This is a genomic window from Salinirubellus salinus (assembly GCF_025231485.1).
GTDB classification, from domain to species: domain Archaea; phylum Halobacteriota; class Halobacteria; order Halobacteriales; family Haloarculaceae; genus Salinirubellus; species Salinirubellus salinus.
This window is the reverse complement of sequence record NZ_CP104003.1, coordinates 3,665,257-3,680,869: the sequence shown is the minus strand read 5'-3', so window position 1 is coordinate 3,680,869 and position 15,613 is coordinate 3,665,257. Positions and strand designations below refer to the sequence as shown.

Genomic DNA, 15,613 nt, shown 5'->3' with positions numbered 1-15,613 from the left:
CGAGCGCGCTCACCTCACCTCGTCTGCCAGGTGTACCGGATGCGGAACTCCCCGTCCGGCGTCTCGACGACCTCCGTCCGGACCGGCCGGTCCAACCCGAGTGCGAGACCGACGCCGACGAACGAGCGGACGGGGTGGTCGAACCGCTCGATGGAGCCGTAGGCCGTCCCGCGGAACGCCACCGTCGCCCGGCCGGTGTCGACGTCCACGTTCGGCTGGGCGATCTCGGCAACCTCCATCCGGTCGACCGCCGCCCCGCAGAGCTCGCCGGCGAGCGTCAGTGGCTCGTCGGGCAGGTCCGCGTCCACCTCATCCAGCAGGGCGAGCCCGCTCGGGTCCAGCGCCAGCCCGAGCAGCCCACCCGCGTCGCGCCGGCCCACGAACGTCGCGGACAGTTTGTCGACCGACGGGACCGGCGCGTCGGCCTCGCGCGGACGGAACAGCCTGACCGGCGGCTCGCCGCCGGTCGGGACGTAGTAGTGCGCCGTGGCGAGGCCGAGGTCGGCCGCGGCCCGTTCGTAGTTGCCTGCGACACGCTCGAACAGCGCCGTCTCGCGGCCGTCGTGTGTCGTCGGCGAGAGCGCGAGCGTCAGCAACGAGAGGAACACGCCGGCCCCACCCAGCGCGGCGACGATACCCTGCGTCTCGGGAGCGACGAGGCCGGCGGCCGACACGGCGGCCGCCGCGAGGCCGAGGACGGCGAACGCGACGGCCCAGCCGACCGACCGGCGGTCCTGACCCGCGACGGTCCGTCCGGATTCCCGCTCGCGTCGCTGGCCACGGCGCCGGGACCGCTCGGTGTCGGGACCGCTCGTCTTCACTGCCTCACCGGCGAGGAGTTGCGTCGCCGCCGTCGCGCGCTCGTCGACCGGGTCTGTCTCGGTATCGTTCCCACTCACTCTTGTACACCCTTTCTCGTCGGTGACACGGACTGCTTCTCCTCCTTTTTGAGCGGTGGCGGACATATACCTTCTCCCGTGAGCGCACACCAACTCCGACCTTATGTGCATCACCTCCGTACTGATTCCAGTGACCCGAACGACGAACACAGCGGTGGACGCGACGCTCTCCCAGCGACTGCCCGTCGACCTCGTGGCGGTGGTTGCCCTCGCGCTCCTGACCCTCGCGCTCGGCGGGGGGGCTCCCTCGCCGCTCCGGGTGGTCCTCGGTGCCCTGTTCGTCTTCGTCCTCCCCGGGTACGCCCTCGTCGCGGCGCTGTTCCCCGAGCGGTCCCTCGAGGACCACACCGAGGGGGCCGTCGACGGGCTGTACAACATCGAGCCGGGGGCACGCCTCGTACTGACGGTCGGATTGAGCCTGTTCGTCACGCCGCTGGCCGGCATCCTCCACAGTTTCTCGCCCGCGGGCATCCAGGTCGGGACTGTGCTGCCGACGCTCGCCGCTTTCACCGTCCTCGCGGCCGCAGTGGCCGCGTACCGTCGCCTGCAGCGACCGGCTGCCCGCCGGTTCGGGCTCCGAGTCGGCACCTGGCTCGGGACCCTCTGGACGTGGCTCCGGACCGACGGCCGGGCGAGCGACGACCCGACGGCCGTGGACGGCACGGACCGCTTCGACATCGCCCTGAACGTCGCCCTCGTGGCCGGGTTGGTGGTGGCGACAGTGGGGCTGGCCGCCGCGGTGGGCGTCCCCACGAACGGCGAGCGCTTCACCGGCTTCGGCCTGCTGACCCAGAGCCCGGACGGCGACCTGGTGGCACGTGACTACCCCGAGACGCTGGTCGCCGAGGAGTCAGAGACGCTCTACGTCGAGATCGCGAACCACGAGGAGCGCGCCGCCGAGTACACCGTGGTCGTCGAACTCCAGCGGCTGGACGACGACGGCCGCGTCGTCGAGTCGGCCGAACTCGACCGGTTCCAGCGGTCGCTCGCCGCCGGCGAGGACTGGCAGGGCCCCCACGACGTGACACCGACCGGCGCGCTGACCGGCGAGGACCTCCGGCTGACGTACCTCCTGTACGTCGGGGACGCGCCCCCGTCACCGTCGACGGAGACCGCGCATCGCGCGGCCCACATCTGGGTGGACGTAGACGGGGACGACGGAGTGGCGACGTGAGCGCCGTCTCCCGGTCAGAGGAACTGCAGGGCCTGTTCGACGACGACGTACGCGAGGACGACGAACCCCGCCGCCAGCAGGAGCCTGAGCCGTCGCCACCAGCGCGGCGCAGGGGGCCGTGGGGCGTAGACGCCGCTGATGGCGAGGACGCCGATGTACGCGACGACGAAGAACAGTTCGAGCGTCAGCAGTTGCAACGCGGCGAGCAACACGACGGCGAACAGCACCCAGACCCCGGACCAGCGGAGCGTCTGCTCACGCGGGCTCCGGACGGTGTCGAGGTCGGTGGACACGTCCGGGGGGTACACACCCCCGTGATTTGTGGTTGTCGGCCGAGCTGGGGGGTGGGTGGGCGCGTCCCGAGCGACGGGGCTCGCGTGGCCGCGTTTCACCCCCGTTTAGCCTGGAGTTTACTATGCAGTATCCGAATCTACGGTGGTGCGAGATGGACGTGACCGGTGACCGACGGGTGAAGGTGCTGGCGGCCGTGAGCCTCTGGCTCCTCGTGGCCGCCGTCCTCACGCTGCTGTTCGTCGGTCCCGCGCCCGGCTACGAGATATCGCTCTACGAGGCCCTCCCGACGGCCTTCTGGGTCTTCGTGGTGGGCGCCATCCTCGTCGCGCAGGCCGGCCTCCTCGCCCGTGCGTTCGACCCCGAGGCCCGCACCGGGGCCTGGGTCGTCCTGCTGGCCGTCCTGTTGCTCACCATCGTGACGCTGCTGGTGCTGCCGTACGTCCGGGGCTACCCCGTCTACGGCCGGGCAGACGTGCTCAGCCACGTCGGGTTCGTCCGCAGCATCGACATCTTCGGGACCGCCAGCAACCGGGAGTTCTACCCGACGAACATCTACCCGAACATCCACATGCTGGTGCTGGCGTTCGCCTACGCAACCGGCGTCGACCCGATGCACGTCATCAACGGCATCACGCCGTTCGTGACGTTCACCTCCATCGCCGGGCTCTACCTGCTGCTGGCGGAGGTGTCCGGGGACCGTCGGCAGGCCATCGCCGCGACGGCCATCCTCGCCGTCCCGATCGGCACCACCGCCCACGTCAACACCTCGCCGTACGCCCAGAGCCTGTTGCTGGTGCCGCTGGTGCTGTACCTGTTCTTCTACGGCCAGCGGACCGGCTCCATCGGCCCGCGCATAGCGCTCGTCGTCGCGCTCGTCTCGCTGGTGCTCTACCACCCGCTGACGGCGTTCTTCGTCCTGTTCGTCTTCGGAGCGTACGCGGTCACCGGAAGCCTCGGGTTCGCGGCCGACGCGCGGAGTCCCGCCCTCGCCGGCTACGTCACGGTCAGCGCGTTCGCCACCTGGTACCTCCAGTTCGCCGGCATCGTCTTCAAGTTCCGCGACACGGTGAACCGCCTGCTGGGCGTCGGCGGCGGTCCCTCGACGCTCGACTCGTACACCTCCACGGTGGAGTCGAGCCAGCCGGCGCTACTCGACCTGCTCCGGGTCGCCGCGCTCAGGTACGTCATCCCGCTCGTCGTCGTCGGGCTGACGGGACTCTACGTGCTCTACCTGCTGGTCGGGGAGCTCCGTGGGCGCCGGGGGTTCACCCGCGCGGGACTCACGCTCGTCGCCGGGACGGTGCTGTTCACCGGGCTCTCGGCCCTGCTGTTCGTGTTCAGCCTCCCGCTCGACTACAGCCGCCCGCTGCTGTTCGGGGTCTACCTCGGACTGGTGCCGGCCGGGATCGTGGTGGGCCACCTCTGGCACGGCGCGGACTGGACTGACCGACTGGGCCGGGACGACCGCCAGGGGTGGGGTCGGCGGGGGAGGCCGCAGCCGCCCGAGTCGGACTGGCTCCGGCCGACGGTCGGTCGGGTCGTGGTGGTCGTCGCCGTCGTCTCGCTGACGTTCGTCACCGTGTTCGCCCTGTTCTACTCCCCGCTGGCGTCGCTGGAGAACCACCAGGTGACCCAGCAGGAGCTCGAGGGCACCGGGTGGGTGTTCGAACACCGGGACCCCGACCTCGCCATCAGCACGCTCGGCGTGGGCATGGAGCGACACCACCACGCCCAGTTCGGCGTCTGGACCGACCTCCCGGTCGGAGCGTTCGAGGACCCGGGCATCCCCGCTCACTTCAACTACACCGAACGCCCGACGTTCGGTGCCAGCCTCGAGGCCGACCGGTACTTCGTCGTCAGCGAACTCGGGCGTATCTCCTACCCCGAGAAGTTCCCGGACTACCGGAGCCAGTGGCGCTACACCCCGGAGGACTTCGCCCGACTCGAACACGACCCCACCGTCGCGCACGTCTACGACAACGGCGAGCTCGACACGTACCGGGTGACCGGGACGCTCGACGCCGACGCTGACGCCGACGCCGACCTCGCGCCACCTACCGGCGCGGCCCGCCTCGACCGTGCAGCGCCTGACACGATTGCCGAGTGACAACTTCGGCCCCCCACACCCGCCTCCGTCCGTTGGTTATTTGTGACAGTCATAGGTTCGAGACACTCACGAATTCGTGAATTTTCGGGTGTCGGAGCTATCGAGAACTGAGCCGCAGTCGCTCGGTTTCGACGGCGAAATCGCCAGACAGCGGCCGGCTTAACTCCGAGCCGGCCAGAAAGGTTATCAAGACGTTCTGGGTTCCAAGACGTTCTTTACTAAAGGCTTGCTCCCGACTCTGATAACCGAGAGTATTGGGAGTTTTATCGCCGTCTCTTCGGTAGGGAAGGTCGCAATGGCACGCGAACTGGCAGCCGGAGACGAACGGGCGACGGACCCCGACGACGACGAGGGGTCCGGACTGGACCCGTTCGGTCGTCGAGCCTACCTCGGTGGGCTCGCGGGAGCCGCCACGGCGGCGGCGCTCGCCGGGTGCATCGGCGGCGACGACTCGCCGCCCAGCGATGGCATCACGTCCGGGTCGGCCGCGTACGGCTACGGCGGCGCACCGGTGCTCGCGATGGGCGCCAGCGTCGCCACCACGGCCGAGTCCGAACCGAACGACGAACGCGCGACGGCGACGCCGCTCACGCGCGGGGTCGAACTGAGCGCCGAACTCACCACCTCCGAGGTGGACTGGTTCTCGCTCGGCTACACGGCCGGGGACACCATGACCGTCACCTTCGACCGGAAGACGGGGAAGGGGACGGCAGCGCTGGTCATCTACGCCCCCGACGGGTCGAACCTCCACGTCGAGTACGTGGGCAAGGGCAAGCCGATCACGGTCGAGAAGACCGCCCCGACCGACGGGACGTACTTCGTCCAGACCGTCGACATCGGCGACGCCGAGGGAAGCTACACCCTCCTCGCAGAGGGTGGCTCGCCGCCGGATGGCGGCGACACGGCGACCCCGACTCCCACGGAGACGGCCACACCGACGCCGACGGCCACGCCGACGCCGACCGGCACCCCGCTCCCCGAGGACGACTACGGCGAGCAGGGCTACGGCGAGCTCGGCTACGGCGGCACCGCCTGACGACCACCTCCCCGAACACGATACAACCAACTGGCACACATGGCACGATACGACACGCCCGACCAGGGCACACTCGACTGGCACGTCCCGCTGAACGAGAACTTCCTCGCGCTCGAACGCGACGTGGAACTGCGCGACCTCGACGCGAACCGCGGCAACTACGACCCCGCCGCGGGCGCGAAGTTCCTCGCGACCGACACCGGCACCGTCTACATCGGCGACGGCTCGAACTGGCAACTGGCCGGTTCCATCGCCGACTCGGACGCGTTCAGCACGCAGATGACCACCTACGGCGGCGGCCTCGCGGAGTACGAGCTCTTCCGCCTGCCCGGCGACGGCTCCACCTACCGCGTGACCGGCCTGAGCGCGGCGATGCTCGGCGGCGGCTCGGCCGACTCGTCGGTCACCGCGCGGGTGTACGCCGACTCGACGAGCAACAGCCCCGTCTCGAAGGTGAACGGCAACGAGGCCGACTACGACGTCTACACCACACTCGACAGCGGGCAGGACCTCGTCCTCACCCTCGACACCTCGGGGGCGAGCGAGGACGTCACACTGGCCCTCTCGCTCGAGTACGAGCGCTGGTAACATGGCGACGCTCAACGTCCAGGACTACGGCGCGGACCCCACCAGCGGCGGTGACGACTCCGGCGCCATCAACGCGGCGCTGGACGACGCGTCCAGCGGCGACACGGTCCTGATTCCGGCAGTCCCGAACCCGGACACGGACTACTACAGCATCGACCCCGGTAGCGAGGTCGGTGTCAGTCTCGGCGCCAGCGAGAGCGGCGTCACCCTCGCCGGCGAGGGGTACGACTCCGTCCTCCGGCAGGCCGGCGGGCGGTCGGGCAACATGTTCACCGTCCGTGTGGACGCCGGCTCCAGCGCCATCACCGACCTGACCATCGAGAACCTGCGGGTCGACGGCAACGCCCGCAACAACGGCGGCGCCAACAACGGCTGGGGCATCATCGTCATGAAGTCCGACGCCTCCCAGCCGCAGGACCGCAACATCCAGGTCCGTGGCTGCTGGGTCGAGGACGCCCTGACCGCCGGCATCCAGGTCGCCCGCGCGACGACGGTCAGCTACTGTACCGTCGCCAACGGCGACAAGCACGGCATCTCGACGACGTACGCCCGGAACATGGCGAGTGGCGAGGTCAACCGCATCGACCACTGTCACACCTACGGGAACACGTACTACGGCGTCGACATGCACGGGAAGGCCGAGGTATCGAACCACCGTGGCGAGAACGACGGCTACGGGTTCAAGTCCTCGAACGACTTCGACGTCTACGGCGCCGGCACCGGCCACGTCCACACCTGCCGCAACTCGAAGTTCGAGGGCTGGGACATCTTCGGCTTCCAGCTCACCCACCCCGTCGAGGAGCTCTACCTCGAGGACGTCGAGGTGGCCGACGGCGGCGGCTGGGGGTTCCGGCTCTCGGAGGGCGGGAACTACTACATCCGCGGTAACGGCATCAAGACCGTCAACACCGGCCTCACGCGCGGCAGCGAGGGCGGCATCCGCATCGGCGGTCAGAACGGCGTCAACGTGGTCGACGAGTCCGGCACCACCGCGGTGATGCGTGTCGAGGACACCAACGGCAACACCGGTGTCGCCGTCAACGACAGCAGTTCCGGCAGTGTCGACCTCGTCGAGTACGCGAACGTGGGCACGCCCGTCCGCGAGAACACCTCAAGCGGGACGAACATCGAGTCCGCGCGGCAGGTCTCGTCCGTCGGCGCGGTCAGCTACCCCGCGCTCTCCGAGGTCGGGGCCGAGGCGTGGGGCTCCGACACCACCGACACGACCGACGACACCACGACGAGCGACGTCGAACCCGCCTCGCCGATGGCGCTCACCACGACCGGTGGGTACGCCGTCACGGCGAGCGGGTACGCCGTCACCGCCGGCGCCTCGGTCACTCCGGGGACCGGCGGCAGTGCCGGGAACCTCGTCACCGACTTCGAGTCCATCGCGGACCTCGGGGCGACGTTCGACTACGGCGACCGCGCGTTCCTCAGCACCGCCGCCAACTACGAGGACGGCGGCAGCCAGTCGCTCGCCGTCGGCGGCTCCGACGGCGGCTACGACGAGATCGTCGCCACGCCGAGCGCTAGCGACCCCCTCCCGCAGTTCTTCGAGAAGGGGGAGGTGGCGAACTACTACGTCCGGGCCGACACCAAGGTCGGCTACACGGGCGCCATCTTCGGCGCGGCGGACGACCGGAACTTCTACTCGTTCAACATCGTCTGGGACCTGGACGGTGTGGTCGTCTACAACAAGTCCGGCGGGAGCTTCACCAACGTCCAGCAGGAGAGCTGGCTCTCGGGCGTCGGCGACACGAACCGCTGGTACCAGCTCCGTGTCGTCCGCGACGACGGGACGCTGGGCGGGGCGGACGACGACATCCGCCTCGAACTGCGGGACCCGGCGGCCGACAGCACGCTCTGGTCCTACAGTTTCAACGACGCCACCCACGCCGACGCCGTCGGCGTCGGGATGCACACGAACCGCTTCGGTTCGGGTGCGACGACGTTCCTCGACAACATCGTCAAAGAGTAACGTCGGGTCGAATCGGCGGCGGGGGGCGGTGGCGGATGCACCACGGTGGGGGGCGGGGTTCTCTCGGCGCGACGTGTGACACGCGACGGGGAGCGGCGGCGCCGTCAGCCGACGAGTCGCGCCACGCGGCCGCCGACGGAGACGAGGCGCTCGCGGAGGAAGTCCGGGACGACCGGGCCGAGCGCGCCGCGGAGCTCGTAGATGGCGCCACCCTCGCGGTTGAGGCGGTACATGAGCGGCCCCTCCAGCTCGTCGATGCGGCGTATCTCGTCGCGGGTCAGCTCGAAGTCCATCACGTCGAAGTTCGCACGGATATGCTTCGGGTTCGCCGACCTCGGGATGGTCGAGACGCCCTCCTGCTGGAGCAGCCAGCGGATGGCGACCTGCGCGGCGGTCTTGCCGTAGCGCGCCCCGATCTCGCTCAGCACGGCGTCGCCCACGACCAGCCCCTGTCCGAGCGGGCTGTACGCGGTGAGGAGCACGTCGTTGGCGCGGCAGAACGCCAGCATCTCCGAGCGGTCGAGGTACGCGTGGTACTCGATCTGGTTCGTGAAGATCGGGACCGGGGAGACCCGGACCGCCTCCTGGAGCTCCTCCAGCGAGAAGTTGCTCACGCCGATGTGGCGGACGAGCCCCTCCTCGACGAGCTCGCTCATGTACTCGAGCACCGTCGCCATGTCGCTGGCGCCGTCCCACCAGTGGATGAGCAGGAGGTCGAGGTACTCGAGGTCGAGCTGTTCGAGGCGGTTCCGGGTCGCGTCCATCATGTTGTCGTGGAACAGGACCTCGCGGTAGCCGAGGAGCTTCGTCGTGACCCAGAGGTCCTCGCGGGGGACGCCGGAGTCGCGGATGGCCCGGCCGACGTCGATCTCGTTGTCGTACCCCATCGCGGTGTCGATGTGGCGGTAGCCCACGTCGAGGGCGGTGGAGACGGCGTCGTACACCTGGTCGTCGGGGAGGTGGTAGGTACCGAAGCCGAGCGCCGGCACCTCGGCCCCCTGGACGGTCAGGTACGTCTGTTCGGTCGTCTGCACGTCCGTCTGGATACTCTCTTGCATTGCCGGGAGATGGTGGGAATAAGGCATAGTTAGTCGCCGGATACCCGGTCGAGGGCCGTCCCGGCGGGCGTTCAGCGGTCGCGCGCGGCGGCCGCGAGGACGGTCCCCAGCGCGTCGTGGAGGCGCCGGCCCACCACCTCGGGGGTGTTCTCCTCGGCGACGCGCCGGCGGGCGGCCCGCCCGAGGCGCCGGCGCTCGGCCGGGTCGTCGAGCAGTCGCGCGACGGCGTCGTGGACGCTCGTCGGGTCCGCGGGGTCGACGAGCAGGCCCGTCTCGCCGTCGCGCACCATGTCGAGCATCCCGAACGCGGGGTTGGCGACCACGGGCCGACCCATCGACTGGGCCTCGAGGACGGCGTTCGGGTAGCCGTCGATGTACGAGACGTAGCAGAACACGTCGGCGGCGGCGACGTAGTCGAACACCCGGTCGACGTAGCCGAGCAGGTGGACCCGGTCGCGAGCCGGCGAGTCACCGAACCGCTCGTCGACGGCTGCCGCGAGGTCGTCGCGATACGCGCCGTCGCCCGCGACGACGTAGACGAGGTCGTCTCGGGCCGAGAGCAGCGGTTCGAGGCCGGCCAGCGTGTCGAGGACGCCGCGGTACTTCCCCCGGAAGTCCAGGTTCGTCACCGTCAGCACCACCGTCGGGTCGTCGACGCCGAACGAGTCACGGACCCACCCGGGGTCGCCACTCGGGTCGCGGTTCAGGGGCACCGGTACCGCCTGGACCCGGTCGGCGGCGAGGCCGGTTCGCTCGCGGGTCCGCGCCGCGAGGTCCGTGGAGACGGCGACGAACCCCGTCGCCAGCGCGAACACGGCCCGGCTCAGGTAGACGTAGGCGTACTCGACGGCGACGGCGAGTGGCCCCCGGCGCTGGGCGCGAGCGACCCCCTCGGCGTCGGAGACGGCGGCCGGGTCACCCACGAGCCGGGCGACCAGCGGGACGCCGTAGCGCCACGCCACCAGCGCCACGACGAGTCCGCTCAACCCCGCCCCGTTCAGCAGGAGGACGTCCGGGTCGGTCCGCCGTATCGCCCGCCTGGTCTCGCGAGCGGCCTCCACGACCCGGTCGAGCGCCGAGGCGTCGGCGTCGAGCACCACCGTCTCGCCGGGGACGTACGCCATCGGCCCGGTCACCTCGGCGGCCCGGAACGTCGTCGTCACGGCGAGGACCCGCGGCAGGCTCTCGGGGGCGCGGTCCCGGTCCGTCTCGCGGTCGCGCAGCACGCTCACAACACCGCCTCGTGGAGTTCTCGGAGTCGGGCGGCGTGACCGGCCCACGTCCACCCCTCGCGTTCGAGCCGTGCACGCCCCTCGTGACCCATCTCTGCGAGCGCCTCGGGGTCGGCCAGCATCGCCGCCAGCGTGTCACGGAGCGTCCGCGGGTCGCGGGGTGGGACCAGCCGACCCGTCTCGTGGTCGGCCACCTGTTCCGGGATCCCACCCACCGTCGTGGCGAGGACGGCCGTCTCCGAGGCCATCGCCTCGTAGACGACGGTCGGGCGCCCCTCGCCATGACTCGGCAGGACGAGCAGATCCGCCGCGGCGAACCACTCGGCCACCGTCTCCGGGTCGAGTTTCCAGTGCACGCGGCCCTCGAACCGGCTGTCGGCCAGCCAGCGCTCCAGTCGCTCGCGCCGGTCGCCGCCGTGGCCGACGAAGGCGACGTACGGGTCCGGGCCGTCCGTCTCGGGGAGGCCGGAGAGCGCCGCCAGCAGGTCGTCGACCCCCTTCGCCTCCGTGTACGCGCCGACGAACAGGAGGAGGGGGGCGTCCGCGGGGACGCCGAACCCGGTCCGGAGTTCCTCGCGCCGGTCGGTCGGGAACCGGGCCGGGTCGGCCCCCAGCGCCACGGTGTGGACCCGGTCGTGGTCGACGATGCTCCGGACCTTCTCGTTCAGCGCGTCGCTCACGCAGCAGACCGTGCTCGCCTCGAGCGTCTCCTTCACCTTCGGGGCGACCCCGGGCGGGAGCGACTCGTAGCCGTTGACGACGGTGCCGTGGACCACCGAGAACAGCGGCACCTCGTGCTCGCGGCAGTAGGGGAGCATCCCGTAGCCGTCCATGTAGGCGTGGCAGGCGTGGACCACGTCCGGCACCTCGAGGTGTTCCTCGACGTAGGCCGGCACCCGGCGGGCGTAGCTGTCGCCCGAGGCCGCGTAGAACAGCCGCTTGGGCAGGAGGTAGTAGAACGACGGGCGGTGGACCGTGTAGGGGCCCCACGGCTCGACGCGGGGCAGGTCACTGTACTCCGAGAAGGGACCGACCGGGGGGGCCACCGGCCGGGGGGACACCGCGTCCGAGAGCGCCCCGGTGTCGGCCAGCGCCCGACAGATCCGCTCGTTGAACAGCGAGTTCTGCGGCGCGACGGCGTTGGGGTGATTGACCGCGGCGGCGAGAACGGCGTACATCCGTCCCGAGACACACGGCTGGCGGACTAAGTTATTCCGCCGCTATCCCCCACGCCCGGGGGTGTGACGGCGTCGACCGTTCGCCCGTCGGGGGGCGTCGGGGGCGGCCGACGGCTCGGGCGGTGGGGGTGGCCCGGTGACGGCGAAACGGCCGGTTTAGCCTCCTACGGGACGGATAGTCGCCGTATAATTATTACTGGATACGTCGACTCATCTTACGATGGATAGATTCGTTCTCGACGAGACGCGCCTCCGCACGGACGAGTGGCTCGGCGAGCAACCGGCCGACCCGAAAGCCACCGTCGTCGTCGTCACCCACGACGTCGTCACACACACGCCCGTCGGCGAGGCCGACCTCCGGGACACGTTCGAGGGCCTGAAAGCACAGACCACCGACGAGTTCGAGCTGGTCGTGGTGAGCACCCGCTCCGAGGACCTCCGACGGCTCCTCCGTGACGTGGGTATCACCTGCCGGTTCGTCGAGATGACCGTCGACTACGGCGCGAACGCCGCCCGCAACATCGGCGCCGCGCTCGGCCGTGGCGACGTCGTCGTCTTCCTCGACCACGACGCCATCCCAGCCGAGACGTTCGTCGAGGAGCACCTGCTCGCCCACGAGGAACGCGACGTGGTCGCCGTCCGTGGTCGCCTGTTCGTGAAGACAGCGAGCGTCTACAACCGCCTGCAGGCCATCTACGACTTCGGCGAGCGGTCGTTCCCCTACCTGCTCGACCACGAGGCCAACGCGAGCGTGGACCGCGAGACCTACCTCGAGGTGGGCGGCTTCGACGAGGACATCTGGGGCCACGAGGGCGCCGAACTCACGAAACGCCTGCTCGAGGTGGCCGACCGCGAGGAGATACGCTACGTCCCCGGCCCGGTCGTCTACCACGACTACGCCGTCAGTTTCTGGGAGGTGCTGGAGAAGAAGGCGCGCCACCAGCGGGCCAAGCGCGTCCTGCGGGAGCGCGACCCCGAGACGTTCGCCGTCTACAGCGAGTTCCCGCTCCCCGAGGGGGCCTACACAGGCGGGCGCTGGGAGGGACGGCTCGTCTACGTCGCCAACCGCATCACCGAACAGCTCGGCAACCTCATGGCCGGCTACTTCCAGCGGCGCCGCAACAAACAGAGCGACGCGTAGTCCTCCGTAGGTCAGTCTCGTCTCGGTCCCTCTCCTCGTTCGCGCTCTCCGCACAGTCCTCACGGCCCCTCCAGTCGGGGCGGTCCGTCAGTCCTCGTCCTCGCTCTCGCTCCCCCCGTCGGCCGCCACGGACTCGCGCTCCAGTTCCGGCGGCGTGGTCAGGTCGGGGAGCCGCTCTATCTCGGGGTGCAGCCCCTCCCTGGCGACCGCCCGGTTCCCCTTCAGCCCCCGGAGCGTCTGGTACACACGCGGACCGGCCAGCGCCAGCCCCAGCAGGAGGTACGCCGTCGTCGAGAGCGGCCACACCCGGAGCGAACGGAGCAGCATCTTCACGGCCGCCCAGCGCTGGCCGCTCGTGAACCCCGTCCACGCCGTCGACCACAGGAGGACCGAGACGAACTGTCGCTCGGCGATGGTGCCGTGCGCCGCCGCCGTCTCGCGGTGTTTCTCGAGGAAGAGGGGGAGCGCCACGTCGCGTTTCTGCTCGAACCCGTCGGTGATCTGGACGTGGTCGGCGGCGGTGTGTACCGTCAGCAGTTCGGGGACCGGTTCGAAGTCGGAGACCGCGGCGAGGCGGATGTACCACTCCCGGTCCTGCCAGTTGGGGAACCGCTCGTCGGGGAGGCCGGCCGCCTCGATGGCATCGCGACGCACCAGCACCCGCGAGAACGACCCGACGGTGAGGCCGCGGACGAGCGCCGGGAGGACGTCGCCGCGAGCCTGCCGGACGTACGTCGCCACCACCTCGTCGTCGCCGTCGACCACCACCGCCCCGGTGTAGACCACGCCGACCCCGGGCCCGGCCCGGTCGAAGGCGGCGACCTGCTTCTCGAGTTTCTCGGGGAGCCAGCGGTCGTCGTCGTCGAGGAACGCGACGAACTCGCCGCGTGCTGCCTCGATACCGGTGTTCCGCGCGGCGTTTCCCCCCCGGTTCTCCGCGTGCCGGAGGACGCGGAACCGCGACAGCCGGTGGGTCGGGAGGTCCGCGACCATCGGTTCGACCGGGTACGGCGAGTGGTCGTCGACGACGATGCACTCCACGTTCGGGTACGTCTGGTCAAGCACGCACTGGACCGCACGGCGGACGAACGCCGGCCGGTCGTAGCTCGGGATGACGACGCTCACCAGCGGCCGGCCGCGGTGGTTCGCGCCGTTCCGTCCGGTCGCGTCGGTCACGACATCTTCACCACGCCGTCGCGTTTCGAGGCGTCGACGACCAGCCACACCCGGCCGTCGCGGTCGGTGTCGTGGACGAACGTGCCCGTCTCGTACTGGCGGGCGTCGGGGCTGCTCCCGCCGAGCGCCGTGCTGGCGACCCGGCCCTCCACGAGCGTGCCCTCGATGGCCCTGGAGGCGTCCCGGAGGTGGTCGACGTGGAGGCGACCCCACGACGGCACCCGGACGTCGACGCCGCCGTTGCCGGAGGTGACCACCCGACCCACGTTGGCCACGCCCTCGACGACGAGGCCGTCGCTCTTGGCATCCTGGAGGACGAGCGTGTCGACGTCGAGCTGGCCGTCGGCGACGTGGACGTTGGCGCGGCCGCCGTTGTCGGTGGCGACGAGCGTGCCCGCGACGACGACGCCGCTCTTGTCGAATCGGAAACCGCTGTTGCCGTTCGCCCGACACTCGATGTTGTCGAGGACGAGGACACCGACGTCGTCGGTCATCTGGAAGCCGAAGTGCTTGTTGCCGACGGCCGACCCGTTGGCGAAGATGGTCATGTCCGGCTTCCCACCCCCGGTCTTGAACCCCCAGCCGTTGTTGACGAGGACGAAGTCGGTGACGATGTTCCGACCGCTCCCGCCCACGTCGATGCCGTAGAGGCCGTTGTTCCAGGCGTATACGCCGCTGATGACGTTCGTCGCCTCGCTCTCGTGGTTGACGCCGATGCCGTGCAGGCGGTTGTTCCAGACCCGCACGTCGCGGACCATCACGCCGCCACGGCGCACGCCGAGCCCCTCGAGCATCCAGTCGTGCGACCAGACGTTCCGGACGACGATACCTCGGTCGACCTCGTTGCCGTTGCCGCGGGCGATCTGGATGCCCAGCCCGTGTTCGCGGACCTGGTTGTCGCGGTTGCCGTCGAGGCGTAGCCCCTCGATGGTGAGGTTGACGATGGAGTCGCCGCCCTCGCTGTCGACGAGGATGCCGTAGTGGTTGTCTCGGTGGCCGCCGGCGAGGCGGACGTGCGAGTCGTAGCCCACGCCACGCAGGGTCACGCCCGAGTGTCGCGGCCCGAGGTCGATGGCGTTCGAGATGACCGTCGTCCCCTTCGGCACGAGGACGGTCCCACCCACCTCGGCGGCCTTCTCGAGGGCCGTCTGGACGGCCTCGAGGTCGTCTGTCTCGCCGTCGACAGCCGCACCGTAGGCCCGGATGTCGAACACGTCGCCGTCGAGCAGGAGCGACTGTGCGGCCAGCTGGCCGTGGACCGTGGCGCCCTCGAAGTGGCTCGGGTTCGCCGGGTGCTCGCTCGTGCCCATCCCGATGGGGCCGAGCCAGTCGCGCCCGTCGTTGACGTAGTTCCCCTCGCCGGTGATGCCGACCGCGGGCGTCCTCTCGGGCGTCGGGAGGTCGCTCGCGCGCTCGCCGACGTAGACCGACCCCACGTCGGAGAGGTCGGGGATCTCGGGCCCACCACCGTTCGGCGTGTCGACGGCGGGGTTCTCACCGGTCAACTGGTTACAGCCAGCGAGCGACCCGAGACCGACCGCGCCGAGGAGAGTGAGAACATCACGGCGGCCGACGCCGGACCCGGTGTCGGAGGTGCCACCGGACGGCGTTCCCACTTGGGGGTCGTCGCCACCGTTCGAGTTTGGAGCGTTCACGCCGTCGCGTACGCAATCAAAGGAGTAAGTTATGGTCCGAATACCAGACTGTTCAGCGCTGTACGAACGACTGACGGGACGGGGAAGACCCCCG

General features: G+C 70.1%; 13 protein-coding genes. 6 read left to right on the top strand and 7 right to left on the bottom strand.

Annotation, left to right across the window (positions count from 1 at the left end; translation table 11 throughout):
* Positions 1–14: 14 nt before the first annotated feature.
* The gene (locus tag N0B31_RS19340) at positions 15–899 is read right to left on the bottom strand and encodes a DUF7982 domain-containing protein (protein WP_260593251.1); all 885 of its coding nucleotides are present in this window, start codon (positions 897–899) and stop codon (positions 15–17) included.
* Between the two features lie 130 nt (positions 900–1,029).
* On the opposite strand from N0B31_RS19340, the gene N0B31_RS19335 reads away from it, so the two are divergent.
* Positions 1,030–2,073, top strand: a complete 1,044-nt coding sequence (locus tag N0B31_RS19335) for a DUF1616 domain-containing protein (protein WP_260593250.1) — start codon at positions 1,030–1,032, stop codon at positions 2,071–2,073.
* Between the two features lie 14 nt (positions 2,074–2,087).
* Here the strand turns inward: N0B31_RS19335 and N0B31_RS19330 are convergent, their stop codons facing one another.
* Positions 2,088–2,366 carry a DUF8044 family membrane protein gene (locus N0B31_RS19330; RefSeq protein ID WP_260593249.1) on the bottom strand — a complete coding sequence of 93 codons (279 nt, stop codon included), beginning with the start codon at positions 2,364–2,366 and terminating at the stop codon, positions 2,088–2,090.
* 152 nt (positions 2,367–2,518) lie between these two features.
* Here N0B31_RS19330 and N0B31_RS19325 point away from each other — a divergent pair, with 152 nt between their 5' ends.
* The 4 genes from N0B31_RS19325 to N0B31_RS19310 all read left to right on the top strand — a co-directional run bounded on the left by N0B31_RS19325 (position 2,519) and on the right by N0B31_RS19310 (position 8,079).
* Positions 2,519–4,474 (top strand): DUF6541 family protein, encoded by a 1,956-nt coding sequence (locus N0B31_RS19325; protein WP_260593248.1) that lies wholly within the window; start codon positions 2,519–2,521, stop codon positions 4,472–4,474.
* 295 nt (positions 4,475–4,769) lie between these two features.
* On the top strand, positions 4,770–5,510 hold the full coding sequence (locus N0B31_RS19320; RefSeq protein ID WP_260593247.1) for a hypothetical protein: 741 nt from the start codon (positions 4,770–4,772) through the stop codon (positions 5,508–5,510).
* A 39-nt stretch (positions 5,511–5,549) separates the two neighbouring features.
* The gene (locus N0B31_RS19315; RefSeq protein ID WP_260593246.1) at positions 5,550–6,098 is read left to right on the top strand and encodes a hypothetical protein; all 549 of its coding nucleotides are present in this window, start codon (positions 5,550–5,552) and stop codon (positions 6,096–6,098) included.
* A 1-nt stretch (position 6,099) separates the two neighbouring features.
* Positions 6,100–8,079: a right-handed parallel beta-helix repeat-containing protein gene (locus N0B31_RS19310; protein ID WP_260593245.1), complete on the top strand. Its 1,980-nt coding sequence runs from the start codon at positions 6,100–6,102 to the stop codon at positions 8,077–8,079.
* A 104-nt stretch (positions 8,080–8,183) separates the two neighbouring features.
* On the opposite strand, the gene N0B31_RS19305 is transcribed toward N0B31_RS19310, so the two are convergent.
* The 3 genes from N0B31_RS19305 to N0B31_RS19295 all read right to left on the bottom strand — a co-directional run bounded on the left by N0B31_RS19305 (position 8,184) and on the right by N0B31_RS19295 (position 11,547).
* Positions 8,184–9,137, bottom strand: a complete 954-nt coding sequence (locus N0B31_RS19305) for an aldo/keto reductase (RefSeq protein ID WP_260593244.1) — start codon at positions 9,135–9,137, stop codon at positions 8,184–8,186.
* A 71-nt stretch (positions 9,138–9,208) separates the two neighbouring features.
* Complete coding sequence (locus tag N0B31_RS19300; RefSeq protein WP_260593243.1) at positions 9,209–10,369, bottom strand: glycosyltransferase family 4 protein; 1,161 nt, start codon at positions 10,367–10,369, stop codon at positions 9,209–9,211.
* On the bottom strand, positions 10,366–11,547 hold the full coding sequence (locus tag N0B31_RS19295; RefSeq protein ID WP_260593242.1) for a glycosyltransferase family 4 protein: 1,182 nt from the start codon (positions 11,545–11,547) through the stop codon (positions 10,366–10,368). Before N0B31_RS19295 ends, N0B31_RS19300 begins: the two co-directional genes overlap by 4 nt.
* Before the next feature lie 220 nt (positions 11,548–11,767).
* Here N0B31_RS19295 and N0B31_RS19290 point away from each other — a divergent pair, with 220 nt between their 5' ends.
* Positions 11,768–12,688 carry a glycosyltransferase family 2 protein gene (locus tag N0B31_RS19290; protein ID WP_260593241.1) on the top strand — a complete coding sequence of 307 codons (921 nt, stop codon included), beginning with the start codon at positions 11,768–11,770 and terminating at the stop codon, positions 12,686–12,688.
* A gap of 87 nt (positions 12,689–12,775) precedes the next feature.
* Here the strand turns inward: N0B31_RS19290 and N0B31_RS19285 are convergent, their stop codons facing one another.
* Positions 12,776–13,864, bottom strand: a complete 1,089-nt coding sequence (locus N0B31_RS19285) for a glycosyltransferase family 2 protein (protein WP_260593240.1) — start codon at positions 13,862–13,864, stop codon at positions 12,776–12,778.
* On the bottom strand, positions 13,861–15,480 hold the full coding sequence (locus tag N0B31_RS19280) for a glycosyl hydrolase family 28-related protein (protein WP_260593239.1): 1,620 nt from the start codon (positions 15,478–15,480) through the stop codon (positions 13,861–13,863). Before N0B31_RS19280 ends, N0B31_RS19285 begins: the two co-directional genes overlap by 4 nt.
* Positions 15,481–15,613: the final 133 nt, after the last annotated feature.

Excerpts from the sequence above, each read along its gene's own strand:
- N0B31_RS19325 (WP_260593248.1), top strand. The coding sequence starts at position 2,519 with ATGGACGTGACCGGTGACCGACGGGTGAAGGTGCTGGCGGCCGTGAGC.
- N0B31_RS19320 (WP_260593247.1), top strand. The coding sequence starts at position 4,770 with ATGGCACGCGAACTGGCAGCCGGAGACGAACGGGCGACGGACCCCGAC.
- N0B31_RS19315 (WP_260593246.1), top strand. The coding sequence starts at position 5,550 with ATGGCACGATACGACACGCCCGACCAGGGCACACTCGACTGGCACGTC.
- N0B31_RS19310 (WP_260593245.1), top strand. The coding sequence starts at position 6,100 with ATGGCGACGCTCAACGTCCAGGACTACGGCGCGGACCCCACCAGCGGC.
- N0B31_RS19305 (WP_260593244.1), bottom strand. The coding sequence starts at position 9,137 with ATGCAAGAGAGTATCCAGACGGACGTGCAGACGACCGAACAGACGTAC.
- N0B31_RS19295 (WP_260593242.1), bottom strand. The coding sequence starts at position 11,547 with ATGTACGCCGTTCTCGCCGCCGCGGTCAATCACCCCAACGCCGTCGCG.
- N0B31_RS19290 (WP_260593241.1), top strand. The coding sequence starts at position 11,768 with ATGGATAGATTCGTTCTCGACGAGACGCGCCTCCGCACGGACGAGTGG.